12 protein-coding genes are annotated in these 11,976 nt (G+C 62.6%); 5 read left to right on the plus strand and 7 right to left on the minus strand.

Translation table 11 applies throughout. From position 1 onward, the window contains the following. Nucleotides 1-2 precede the first annotated feature (2 nt). From L338_RS01310 to rfbB, 4 genes are all read right to left on the minus strand, one after another. Complete coding sequence (locus L338_RS01310; RefSeq protein WP_022696554.1) at nucleotides 3-461, minus strand: MaoC family dehydratase; 459 nt, start codon at nucleotides 459-461, stop codon at nucleotides 3-5. Nucleotides 462-472: 11 nt separating this feature from the next. Next, nucleotides 473-1,612 (minus strand): acyl-CoA dehydrogenase family protein, encoded by a 1,140-nt coding sequence (locus L338_RS01315; protein ID WP_022696555.1) that lies wholly within the window; start codon nucleotides 1,610-1,612, stop codon nucleotides 473-475. 3 nt (nucleotides 1,613-1,615) lie between these two features. Then, entirely contained in the window at nucleotides 1,616-2,806 is a 1,191-nt protein-coding gene (locus L338_RS01320; protein ID WP_027068169.1) for an acyl-CoA dehydrogenase family protein, read from the minus strand. A 103-nt stretch (nucleotides 2,807-2,909) separates the two neighbouring features. Next, on the minus strand, nucleotides 2,910-3,965 hold the full coding sequence (rfbB, locus tag L338_RS01325; protein ID WP_022696557.1) for a dTDP-glucose 4,6-dehydratase: 1,056 nt from the start codon (nucleotides 3,963-3,965) through the stop codon (nucleotides 2,910-2,912). Between the two features lie 160 nt (nucleotides 3,966-4,125). On the opposite strand from rfbB, the gene L338_RS01330 reads away from it, so the two are divergent. The 4 genes from L338_RS01330 (at nucleotide 4,126) to L338_RS01345 (ending at nucleotide 9,189) form a co-directional block, all read left to right on the plus strand. Next, on the plus strand, nucleotides 4,126-4,446 hold the full coding sequence (locus L338_RS01330) for a hypothetical protein (protein ID WP_022696558.1): 321 nt from the start codon (nucleotides 4,126-4,128) through the stop codon (nucleotides 4,444-4,446). A 134-nt stretch (nucleotides 4,447-4,580) separates the two neighbouring features. Next, nucleotides 4,581-5,954 (plus strand): pyridoxal-phosphate dependent enzyme, encoded by a 1,374-nt coding sequence (locus L338_RS01335; RefSeq protein ID WP_027068170.1) that lies wholly within the window; start codon nucleotides 4,581-4,583, stop codon nucleotides 5,952-5,954. Between the two features lie 38 nt (nucleotides 5,955-5,992). After that, nucleotides 5,993-7,150 carry a cystathionine gamma-synthase gene (locus L338_RS01340; RefSeq protein ID WP_022696560.1) on the plus strand — a complete coding sequence of 386 codons (1,158 nt, stop codon included), beginning with the start codon at nucleotides 5,993-5,995 and terminating at the stop codon, nucleotides 7,148-7,150. A gap of 23 nt (nucleotides 7,151-7,173) precedes the next feature. Further along, nucleotides 7,174-9,189: a TonB-dependent receptor gene (locus L338_RS01345; protein ID WP_022696561.1), complete on the plus strand. Its 2,016-nt coding sequence runs from the start codon at nucleotides 7,174-7,176 to the stop codon at nucleotides 9,187-9,189. A gap of 107 nt (nucleotides 9,190-9,296) precedes the next feature. Here L338_RS01345 and L338_RS16135 read toward each other — a convergent pair whose 3' ends face one another. Both L338_RS16135 and L338_RS01355 read right to left on the minus strand, forming a co-directional pair. Next, entirely contained in the window at nucleotides 9,297-10,367 is a 1,071-nt protein-coding gene (locus L338_RS16135; protein ID WP_022696562.1) for a hypothetical protein, read from the minus strand. A 166-nt stretch (nucleotides 10,368-10,533) separates the two neighbouring features. Then, nucleotides 10,534-11,010 (minus strand): hypothetical protein, encoded by a 477-nt coding sequence (locus L338_RS01355; protein WP_152485778.1) that lies wholly within the window; start codon nucleotides 11,008-11,010, stop codon nucleotides 10,534-10,536. Nucleotides 11,011-11,151: 141 nt separating this feature from the next. On the opposite strand from L338_RS01355, the gene L338_RS16140 reads away from it, so the two are divergent. Continuing rightward, entirely contained in the window at nucleotides 11,152-11,517 is a 366-nt protein-coding gene (locus L338_RS16140) for an Hpt domain-containing protein (protein WP_022696564.1), read from the plus strand. Here the strand turns inward: L338_RS16140 and L338_RS01365 are convergent. After that, a complete protein-coding gene (locus tag L338_RS01365) occupies nucleotides 11,478-11,822 on the minus strand; it encodes a chorismate mutase (RefSeq protein WP_022696565.1) in 345 nt (114 codons plus the stop codon). The genes L338_RS16140 and L338_RS01365 overlap by 40 nt on opposite strands. Nucleotides 11,823-11,976: the final 154 nt, after the last annotated feature.

Below are 11,976 nucleotides of genomic sequence, written 5' to 3' on the forward strand. Positions count from 1 at the left end.
ATCTATTCTCCAAGAACCATCATGGTGACCCAGTCGGCGACCAGCGCCGGCTTGTCCGATCCCTCGATCTCTACAGAGACGGAATAGACAAGGCGCGCCTGGCCGGGCTTCGACCGGTCAAGGGATTTCAGGGTGAAGCGTCCGCGTATTTTCCCGCCCGCCGGAACCGGCTGCAGGAAGCGCAGGTAATCGAACCCGTAATTGACGCCAAAGGTCACGCCCTCGACCGCGGGAAGCGCCTGACCGCCCATCTGGCTGAGCAGGGACAGGGTCAGGAAGCCGTGCGCAATGGTCCCGCCGAAGGGCGTTTCCGCTTTCGCGCGTTCGGGATCGAGATGGATGAACTGGTGGTCGCCGGTATTCTCGGCGAAGGCGTTGATGCGCGCCTGGTCGACCGTGATCCAGTCCGAAACGCCGACTTCCTCGCCGACCTTGGCTTCAACTTCGTCAATCGTGGGCATTTGAATTCTCCCTAGTATCCGCGGAGCATGGCGATGCGCCCGGCGTGGAAATCGGCGTCGCCGAACAACTCGTCCGCCGCGCGGGCGCGCTTCATGTAGAAACCGATATCGTGCTCGTCCGTCATGCCGATGCCGCCATGCATCTGGATCGCTTCCTGTGTGGCCAGACGCGCTACCGAACCCGCCTTGGCCTTGGCCAGCGCGGCGATTGCGCCGGCGCCGTCGAAATTTTCGTCCAGCGTCTGAAGCGCCTTCAGCACAGCGGATTCGACCAGCTCCAGCTCCGTCCACAGATGCGCGGCGCGATGCTGCAGCCCCTGGAACGTGCCAATGATCTTGCCGAACTGCTTGCGCGTTTTCAGATAGTCCACCGTCATGTCGAAGGACTCTTTGGCCAGCCCCTCCATTTCGGCGGCCAGCACGCTTCGGCCCGCATTCAGGACCGATTCCAGCAGGACAAAGCCGTTATCGACCTCGCCCAGCACGGCGTCGCCATCGACTTCCACGCCATCCAGCGTGATGTCGGCATAGTTGCGGTTATCGACCGTGGGGGTGGTGTTGATCGTCACGCCCGTGGCGTCCGCGGGGACCAGGAACAGGGTGACGCCCTGCTGGTCCTCGTCCGCGCCCGCTGTGCGTGCCGAGACAATCAGCAAATCCGCGGCCCCGCCATCGGCGACGAAAGTTTTGGCGCCGGTGAGCTTGAAGCCATTTCCGGATTTTTCGGCTTTCAGGGTCACATGTTCGGGCTTGTGCTTGTCCCCCTCATCGACCGCCATCGCGGTGATCAGTTCTCCGCCCGCGATGCCGGGCAGATATTCGCCCTTCTGGCCGTCCGTTCCGGCCCGCCCCAGCGCCGCGGCGCCCAGAACGGCGGAGGACAGGAACGGGGAGGGGGCGAGCGTGCGGCCCATTTCATTGGCAATCAGGCCTGCGGCGACATGGCCGAAGCCGGAGCCGCCATATTCCTCTGACACCAGCACCCCGGCGAAACCCTGCTCGGCCATTTCCCGCCAGATGTCGCGGGAGAAACCGCCCTCGACCTGCTCGTCGCGCACGCGGCGCAGCTCGGAAACGGGCGAGCGTCTGCGAAGGAAACCCCGCGCGGCGTCGCGCAGCATTTCCTGATCTTCATTCAGTACAAGAGCCATGTCTTAAGCGTCCGGAAGTTCGAGAATACGTTTGGAAATGATGTTGAGCTGCACTTCGGACGTGCCGCCTTCGATGGAGTTGGCCTTGGTGCGCAACCACCGTCGCGCCATTTCGCCCTCTTCCGAGTCGATGCCGTCGCCGATCTTCAAGGCGTTAAAGCCGGAGGCGGACATGGACAGCTCATAACGGCGCTTGTTCAGCTCCGTGCCGTAATATTTCAGGCCCGATGACGCCGCGCCGACGCCCTCGCCGGCTTTCGATTTGTCTCGGTAGCGCTCCATGGTCAGCATGAAGGCCCAACCATCCACGTCCGAGCGCGCAATGTCAGAGCGCAGGAAGGAATCGGCCAGCTCGCCCTCGCTGTTGCGGCCAACCGTGTCGGCGGCGATTTCGCCGGGGGAGCGGCCCAGAACCTGCGAGGAATCCATGCCGCCGATCATCGCGCGCTCATGGGTCAGCAGATATTTGGCGATGGTCCAGCCCTTGTTGAGTTCGCCGACAAGGTTTTCCTTCGGCGCGGTCGCATCGTCGAAGAAAGTCTCGCAGAACGGAGATTTGCCGGAGATCAGGCGGATCGGCTTGGTGGTGACGCCCGGCTGATCCATGTCGATCAGCAGGAAGCTGATCCCCTCATGCTTGGGGGCCGATGGATCGGTCCGCACCAGGCAGAAAATCTTGTCGCACTCGTCGGCGTATGAGGTCCAGACCTTCTGGCCATTGACGATATAGTGGTCGCCCTTGTCGTCTGCGCGGGTCTGCAGCGCGGCGAGGTCGGAGCCGGCGCCCGGTTCGGAATAACCCTGCGCCCAGCGGATTTCGCCGCGGCAGATCGGGGGCAGATGTTCCCGCTTCTGTTCCTCGGAGCCGAATTTCAGAAGCGCCGGACCCAGCATCCAGATGCCGAAGGAGTTGACCGGAGGCGGCGCCTTGATGCGCGCCATTTCCTGTTTCAGGACCTTGGCTTCTTCCTTGGAAAGACCGCCGCCGCCATATTCTTTCGGCCATTCGGGCACGGTCCAGCCGCGCTCGGCCATGCGGTCCAGCCAGATTTTCTGATCGTCGGATTTAAAGACCCAGTTGCGGCCGCCCCAGACGATATCGTCTTCGCCGCTGACGGGTTTGCGAATGCTTTCGGGGCAGTTCGCCTCCAGCCATTCGCGGGCTTCCTCGCGGAATTTTTCGAGATCCGGCACGTCTCCCATCCCTTCTTTCGTGTTTTGCCCGAGACTACATCATTGTGCAGCGCGAAGAGCAACTTGACGCTAACGGGAAGGGCAGGATGAGGCGGTTCCCGCCCTATCCAGCGCGGGTCAGGCCGATGCGGTCGCCATCCTTGATATGGTCCGACCACCACCACTGATTATCGAGATACCACGCAATGGTCTTCTCAAGCCCGGTATCGATCGTTTCCTGCGGTCCCCAGCCCAGCTCGGACGAGATCTTGGAAGCGTCGATGGCGTAACGGAAATCATGACCCGGCCGGTCTTCGACAAAGGTGATCTGGTCGGCATAGGGTTTGCCGTCGTCGCGCGGGGCCAATTTATCAAGCAGCGCGCAGACCGTGCGCGCGATCTGGATATTCTGCGCCTCGGCATTGCCGCCAATGTTATATTTCTCGCCCAGACGGCCCGATTTCGCCGCCGCAATCAGCCCGGTCACGTGGTCGTCGACATAGAGCCAGTCGCGGACATTCTCGCCTTTGCCGTAAATGGGCAGAGGCTGGTCCGTCACGGCCTTGCGGATCAGGGTCGGCAAGAGTTTCTCGGCGTTCTGATAGGGGCCGTAATTATTGGAACAGTTGGTAATGACCACAGGCAGCCCATAGGTCTGCCGCCAGGCGCGCGCGAGATGATCAGCCCCGGCCTTGGTGGCGGAATAGGGAGAGTTCGGGGCGTAGGGCGTTTCCTCGCTGAAAGCGCCTTCATCGCCGAGTTCGCCATAGACTTCGTCAGTCGAGACATGGACGAAGCGGAAATCTTCCGGCTTGCCTGCGCGGCTCCACTGCTCCAGCGCCGCTTCCAGCATCACGAAGGAGCCGACCAGATTGGTGTGAATGAACTCCGCCGGCCCGTCGATGGACCGGTCGACATGGCTTTCAGCCGCCAGGTGAAAAACTGCGTCGGGTTCGAACTCGGCGAAGACGCGCTTTACCGCGTCCGGGTCAGCGATATCGGCCTGCACGAAGCGGTGATTGCCCGCATCCAGCGCGTCGCCCAGCGCGCGCTTGTCGCCGGCATAGGTCAGCTTGTCGAGGGTCAGGACGTCATGGCCGTCAGAGACCAGCTTGCGGACCAGCGCGGAGCCAATAAATCCGGCGCCGCCGGTCACGATAACGCGGTCGAGTTTTGTCATTGCCCTCTGTGTCTTCATTCGGAGAGTGATTGTTTGCAACGTTCTTAGGGGATCGCCCCATGGGCCGCCACCCTGCCGGGCGGCTGAACATCGCGTCGGTGCTTGCCACAAACCTTAACGCTTTGTAACATTTCCATCATAGTCGATGGGGATCGAACTTATGATGGGGCTGGTTGCAGCGTCCGCCTTGGTAATGATGCAGGGCGGATCAGCTTGCGGAAGCGAGAATCACGAAGACACGTCTTTCTATATGGAGGTCGTGGAAATGCTGGACGCGCGATTCTGCGCGATGCGGCAAAGCCAGAAGACATCCCTTGCGCTGCGCCTGGAGGCGAACCCGCCGCGGCAAACCGGATTGTCGGAACAGGACCGGGCGGAGCGATATAAGCGCTACTTGCTGGACGCCTACCTAACCTCCGCGGAACGGGATCGCGCGGTGGTGCAGCGCATCGAGAGCGCGCAGGAAGAATCAGGTTTCTGATACTGGCCGGTTAGCGGCATTTCATTCCCGCAAGACCGCTGGCATAGTCCGCCCAAATTTCTCCCACGGTCCTTACGGCTCGCCGGATATTCTTCCGCGCGCGCCGGGCGGCCAATGTGAACGCGGACAATCCCATGAAGACATACGAAGATATCCTGCACGCCATCGGCCGGACCCCGCTGGTGAAGCTGAACAAGGTCGCGCCGGAGGGCGGGGCCACGATCTACGCCAAGTGCGAATACATGAATCCGTCGGGCTCAATCAAAGACCGGATGGCCCCTTACATCATTGAACGCGCGGAACAGGAAGGCCTGCTGAAGCCCGGCGGGGTGATTGTCGAGAACACGTCCGGCAATACGGGCCAGTCGCTGGCCATGGCCGCCGCGGTTAAGGGCTATCGCTGCGTCTTCACGATGCCGGACAAGATGAGCCGCGAGAAGATCAATTCCATGAAGGCCTACGGCGCGGAAGTGATCATCACGCCGACCGACGTGCCGGGCGATTCGCCGGATCACTATGTGAACCGCGCCAAGAAGATCGCCGAGGAAACGCCGGGCGCGTTTTACGTCAATCAGTATCACTCGCCGTGGAATATCGAGGGCCATTGCCGCAATCTTGGCCAGGAGCTGTTCGAGGACACCGACGGCGGCAAATTCGATGTTTTCATGGGCGGCACCGGAACGGGCGGCACGGTCTCCGGCGTCGGGCGCTACATGAAAGAGCACGCGCCGAACGTGAAGATTGTCGGCGTCGATCCGCTCGGCTCGGTCCATTATGGCCTGTTCAAGTCCGGCTCCCTGCCGACCGCCTATGTCTACGCCGTGGAGGGGATTGGCGAGGATATCGAGTGCCAGGCGATGGACTTCACGGTCGTCGACGACATGGTGCAGGTCAATGACCGGCAATCCTTCCAGATGGCGCGCCGGCTGGTGCGGGAAGAGGGGCTGTTCTGTGGCGGTTCTTCCGGCTCCATCGTTCATGCGGCCGTTGAACTGGCCAAAACGATGAGCCCGGATCAATCCATCATCGTGACCCTCTGCGACCATGGCTCGCGCTATATTTCCAAGTATCTGGACGATGAGTGGATGGCCGATCACGGCTTCCTTGAGGAAGGCGAGGAGCTGGGCCTGGTCGAGGACTTGCTGACCGAAGGCTTCGCGACGCCGGTCACGGCCGATGCCGATACGCCCATTTCGGAAATTGTACGCTTAATGAAGGAAAAGGGCGTCTCGCAAATTCCGCTGATGGATAGCGGCAAGTGCTCTTACATCACGCACGAAGCCGACATCCTGCGCGGTTTGAGGTCCGGTGAGATTACCGTCGACGCGCCGGCCACAGAGGCGGCCAGCCCGATTGCCGGCCTGATCTATCCCAAGGCGCGGCTGGAAGAGCTGTTCCATATCTTCGAGTCGGATCACGTCGCTGTGGTCGTGGATGCAGCCAAGGTGGTCGGCATCGTTTCGCAGATCGACCTGATTGACTATCTGGCCAAAAAGAAAGCGGCCTGATCCGCGCGAACCGCACAGATTTTACCGGAGATATTTTCATGCATGACAACAAGCGCATCGCGACCCGTTGCATCCACGCCGGCCAGTCGCCGGACCCGACGACGGGCGCGATCATGACGCCGATCTATCAGACCTCCACCTATGCGCAGCCGAGCCCCGGCGTGTTCAAGGGCGAGTATGATTATTCGCGCTCGGCGAACCCGACGCGGACGGCGCTGGAGGCCAATCTGGCCTCGCTGGAAGGCGGCAAGCACGGGATCACTTTCTCTTCCGGCCTGGCGGCGCTGGACGCAGTGATGCATCTGCTATCCTCCGGCGACCATGTGGTGCTGTGCGATGACGTTTATGGCGGCACCTATCGCCAGTTGAACACGATTTTCCGCCAGTTCGGCATCGACTTCACCCGTGTCGACATGACGGATCTGGACGCCACGCGTGACGCTTTCACGGACAAGACAAAGCTGGTCTGGATGGAAACGCCGACCAACCCGATGTTGAAGGTTATCGACATCGAGGCTGTGGCCGCGCTGGGCAAGGAAAAGGGCGCGCTGGTCGCGGTCGATAACACCTTCGCCACGCCGCTGCTGCAATCGCCGCTGAAGCTGGGCGCTGATATCGTCAGCCATTCCTGCACAAAATATATCGGCGGCCACTCGGACGTCGTCGGCGGCGCGCTGATTGTCAGCGATGATGAGCTGGGCCAGCGCCTGCGCTATATCCAGAATTCGGTCGGCGCGGTGCCGGCGCCGATGGATTGCTTCCTGCTGCTGCGTTCCACCAAGACGCTGCATGTGCGGGTCGAGCGCCATTGCCAGAACGCCCGGAAAATCGCCGACTGGCTGGCCGATAACGGCAAGGTCGAGCGGGTCTTCTATCCGGGCCGTGAGGATCATCCGCAACACGCGGTGGCCGCGAAACAGATGAGCGATTTCGGCGGCATGATCACCGCGCACCTGAAAGGCGGCATCGAGCAGTCCCGAAAATTCCTGGAGTCGCTGGAAGTGATCTCGCTGGCCGAGTCGCTCGGCGGCGTGGAGTCACTGATCGAGCACCCGGCGATCATGACCCATTCCTCGGTCGACAAGGATGCGCGCGAGGCGCTGGGCATTACCGACGGGCTGATCCGCCTGTCGGTCGGCATCGAGGACGTCGACGATCTGATCGGCGATCTGGATCAGGCGCTGGGCCGGATCTGATTTCAGACAGAAGGGGAGGCCGCATGCGTCCGCGAAATACCGTCTGGATGCTTGCGGCCTGCCTGACCGGCCTCGCCCCCGCCGCGCTGGCGCAGGACGAGGTGGTCATTACCGCCTCCCGCATTGCAGAGCCGCAGGCGCTGGGCGCGACCCCCGTCGCCGTTCTGGACGCGGACGAGCTGGCGCGGATCGGCGCGCATCACGTGGCGGAGACGCTCAACCGCGCCCCTGGCGTATTCATCAATCGCGGAAACGGGGCGGAGCATTTGACCGCCATCCGTTCGCCGGTCCTGACAGGCGGGGCGGGGGCGGGGTCATTCCTTTATCTGGAAGACGGCATCCCGCTGCGCGCGCCGGGCTTTGCCAATGTCAACGGATTGTTCGAGGCGGTCGATGACCTCGCGGCCCGGGTGGAAGTGGTGCGCGGGCCGGGCGGCGCGGCCTATGGCTCCAACGCGCTGCATGGCCTGATCAATTTCATAAGCCGCGATCCCGAGACGCCGGAAGCCCTGGCGGAGCTGGAATATGGCTCCTTTGGCCGTGCGCGGGCGCGGGCGTTTGCGCAGGGACCGTTGGACACCGGCGCAGGATTCATCGGGCTGAGCGCGCGGCATGAGGATGGCTGGCGTGACGACGCGGGTCTTGACCGTGTTGCGCTTCAGGCGCGGCTGGACGGCAGTCTTGGCGCAACGAACTGGAGCCTGCGCGGCGCGGCGGTGGACCTCAATCAGGAGACGGCGACCTATATCCGCGGATTCCGGGCGTTTGAGGACAAGGCTGTCGCGCGCTCCAACCCGGACCCGGAAGCATTCCGCGACGCTACGGCGCTGCGCGCGGCGCTGCACCTGGACCGCCGCCTGAACGATCTGTGGCGCGTGCAGGGCGCGGTCTATGGCCGCTCCAACGACATGACCTTCCGCCTCCACTTCCTTCCCTCGGAGGCGCTTGAGCGAACCGGGCATGACAGCATCGGCGCGCAGAGCGCAGTGGTGCGCGAATGGGGCGAAGGCAATCGCCTGATGCTGGGCGCCGACGCGGAATGGAGCCATGGCTACCTTACAGAGAACCAGACCCTTCCGGGGTTTGGCGATTTCCCGCAAGGTCTGCATTACGACTACGAGGTCGACGCGCTGGTCGGCGCGGTTTTCGCGCAAGGGCGCTATTTCCTGACGGATGCGCTGAGCCTGGAGGCAGGCGCGCGTGTTGAAAACACGCGCTACGACTACGCCACCAATATCCCGGCGGGGCAGGAGGGACGCTTCCTGCGGCCGGAAGACCGCACGGACGAGTTTACGACATTCGCCCCCAGCGCCGGCTTGACCTGGCGCGTTTCGCCGGGCGTGCAGTTGTTCACCCGCGCCGCCCGGGGCGTGCGCGCCCCGCAGACGGCGGAGCTGTATCGCCTCCAGCCGGGGCAACAGATCGCAGGCATATCGCCCGAGGAACTCGACAGCCTGGAAGGCGGAGCGCGGCTGGATTTATGGGGCCGCGGTCAGGCCGAAATCACCGCCTTCGCGATGCGCAAGCAGAACGTGTTCTTCCGCGATGCCGACGGCTTCAATGTCACCGATGGCGAGACCCGCCACGCAGGCATCGAACTGGACGGCGCATTCGACGTGACGAACCGCCTGTCTCTGGCCGTATCGGGAACATGGGCCGATCATGAATATGCGTTCGACCGCGCGGTTCAGTCGTCATCGGAGACGATCCGCGACGGCGCGCAGGTCGATACCGCCCCGGAATGGTTGTGGAATGCGCGGCTGGTCTGGCGCCCGGTCGACAAGGCGGTGATTGAAACGGAATGGGTCCATGTCGGGAAATATTTCGCGGATGCGGCCAATACCGCCGCCTATGACGGCCATGACCTCCTGAACCTGCGCGCCAGCTATGAGCTGGGATCGGGCTGGCAGGTCTTCGGCGGCCTGCGCAATCTCACTGACGAACGCTACGCCGAGCGCGCAGACTTCGCCTTCGGCTCCTACCGCTATTTCCCGGGCGAGCCGCGCAGCGTGTTCGCCGGGGTGCGCGTCAGGTCCTAGCGGGCTGAATTCGCGAAACGCGCAAACAAATATGGCCGGCGGTTATGCCGCCGGCCATAGCGCCCCCCCAAGCCCCGGCCGCGCGAGCCTGCCCGCGCGGTGGAGTGTCAGTACCTCACATAGAGGCGTCCGTAGCGGTCGAAACAGACCTGCTCGCGTTCCCACCGGTACTGGGTTCGCACATAGCGATAGCGGCAATTATTGGCGTAGTTCCAGTAACCGTCGCCATAATAATCGTTATAGCTGTAGTGCGTGTAGCCGTAGTTCGGCTGGTAGCTGTACGAGGAATAATAACCCTCGTGATAGAAGCCGTGCAGCGGGCACCAGTAGCGCACCGGCCAGAAATAGCCGTAGCTGGAATTATAGTAGTTCGCCCGCGGCCACGCGATGTTCAGCGAGAAGCTGCTATAGGTGTTGCGGTGCCCGTAATAGGGATAGCCGTATGCGTAGCGCTTATGGCTGTTGTTGTAGCTGTAGCGATGCCGGCGGTTGCGGTCATCCCAGTCACGGTCATGGTCGTGGCGGCCGTTCCAGTCGCGGTCGCGGTCGTGATCGCGCCGGTCATCCCAGTCGCGATCGCGGCGATCATCCCGGTCGCGATCATATCGACCGTCATTACCGCGATTATTGTCCCAGCGGCGATCGCCGTCCCAGGCGCGGTCCCGCGGATCGGGCCGTCCGGCCAGCCGGTTGTCGGAACCGGTCCGGTTCCGGAAGTCATTCGCCCGTTCTCGCATGTCGCGATCACCCGCCTGATAGCGGTTCAGAACGGCGGGGCGGCTGGACGTTCCCGGCCGGTTATCCCCGACCAGGCGCCGCTCCGGCGTATTGCGCGGCGCAGAAACACGGTTGTTGTTTTGCGGCGGGCGCGGATTGAAATCGCGCTGCGGGGTTGAGGGACGGCTGCTGAAATCGCGCTGCGGCGGGGAGGGGCGCGAACGCGGAGCCGGGTTAGAGCGCGGGCTGGGCGCGGAGCGCTGAATGGCGGGATTGGAGCGCGGACGCGCGCCGGCGCGGGATTCGCGGTTCATGCCGCCGCGTACATTGGGGCGGTCTTGAATCTGACGGTCGCCGCGGCGCGGCTGGTCGTCCATAACGGCGGCAAGGGCGGGCAGGCTGCTTCCGGCGAACAGGACGCTCGCCGCGGCCGCAAGAATGAACGGACGGGCGGTTTTCATGTGTTCCTCCTGACGGAGTTGATCGTGTTTGCCCTCGCTGGCGTTGCAATGAACGTGGTTTATCCTTCCTGAAGGCAGGATGAACCGGGCGTTCACAAACGGAACCGGCGGACCCCTGGATGGTTCCCGGAAGGCCCGCCTGTAACCGTTGTTTCAACCGCCTGACTTAGTGGCGGTAGCCGCGATAGCCCGCATCATAGCCATATTGGCGGCCGCGGTCATATCCGGTGTAGCGCACGACCTGCTGCGATCCGCGCACCGTGTAGCTGCGGCCATAGCGGTCATAACACACCAGGGATTTCACCAGCGCGTTGCGGCGGTGGTAGTTTTCCTGGCTGACGCGCCAGTAACAGGCATTGCCGTGATAGTTGTAGTTGCGCCGGACGTGCTCATAGCCCGGGAATGTCTTGTAGCCGTATCCGTATGACGGATAGCGTCCCCAATAATCCTGGCGCGGGCTGTTATAGTAATGCCCGTTATGGCGATACCGGTTGTGATACCGGCTGTCGTAATCGCTGGCGCCAAACGAAATGCTGAAGGAAACGCCGGAATTGTCGTACCGGTGATCCAGCGCGGCGGCCTGTGCAGGCACGGCAATGGCGGAAGCCAGGGCGATACCTGTCACGACGGCGGCCGTTTTCATGATCGAGCGCATTGTTAGCTCTCCCGTAATTTTCTGTCCGCCCTCGCATGACGGACATTAGGGAGCGTTGGCTGAAGCCAGAATGAACCGTGTGTTCAGTGATTAACCGGCTGGAAAGCGCCGTGCTTCTAGGATTTACGCATGGAAACGGCCATCGATTATGAACATCTGGCGCAATATACCGGCGGAGACGCCGCGCTGGAGGCCGAGATTTTCTCACTTTTCCAGAATCAAATCGAAAGCTGGCTTCGCGTTCTGGAGCCTGATTCGGCGGATGAGGACTGGGCCGCCGCATCGCATTCCCTGAAGGGATCGGCGAAGGGCGTGGGTGCCAATCACCTCGCCGAGGTCTGCGCGCGCGCCGAAAAACTGGTGGGAGAGGCCGGCGACCCGGCGGGCCGCGAGGTTGCCCGCAACCGCATTCTGGACGCGGTCAATACCGTCAATGACGAGATTGCGCGGCAGGATTACCGGCGCACCGTGTCGGACTTGCGCAGCGCGTCATAAGCCTCGAACTCGTGCGCGATGCACGCTTCCATCATGGCGCGCCAGACAGGCTCGGCGATTTCCGCCGACAGACCGTGTTTTGCGGCTTCGGCCAGAACCTTCTCCAGAACATCCCGGATACGCGCCTCGTCCCGCACCACGCTGCGGTCAGGCTTGATGCGCGCCGCGGCCTCCATATAGGTCTGCCGTTCGGCGATCAGCCGGACCAGCAGGCGGTCCAGACGGTCGACCTCGTGGCGGACCTCCGGCATGGACTGGCATTCATTGGCGGTGTTCTGGCGCGGGTCGGATTTATATTCGGTCACGATATGGCGGAGCTTTGATGGAAGATGCGTTTCAGGGCACCCTTATATGCCCCGCGCATCGAAACAAGACCCGTGGCGCGCAGCCGCGCCGCAGTTTGCGCAATGGCGCGGAATACGCGCTTTTCATAAGCTGATCAGAGTCCATCCCGGGCAG

The sequence above is a fragment of the Euryhalocaulis caribicus genome (assembly GCF_000412185.1).
Classification (GTDB): domain Bacteria; phylum Pseudomonadota; class Alphaproteobacteria; order Caulobacterales; family Maricaulaceae; genus Euryhalocaulis; species Euryhalocaulis caribicus.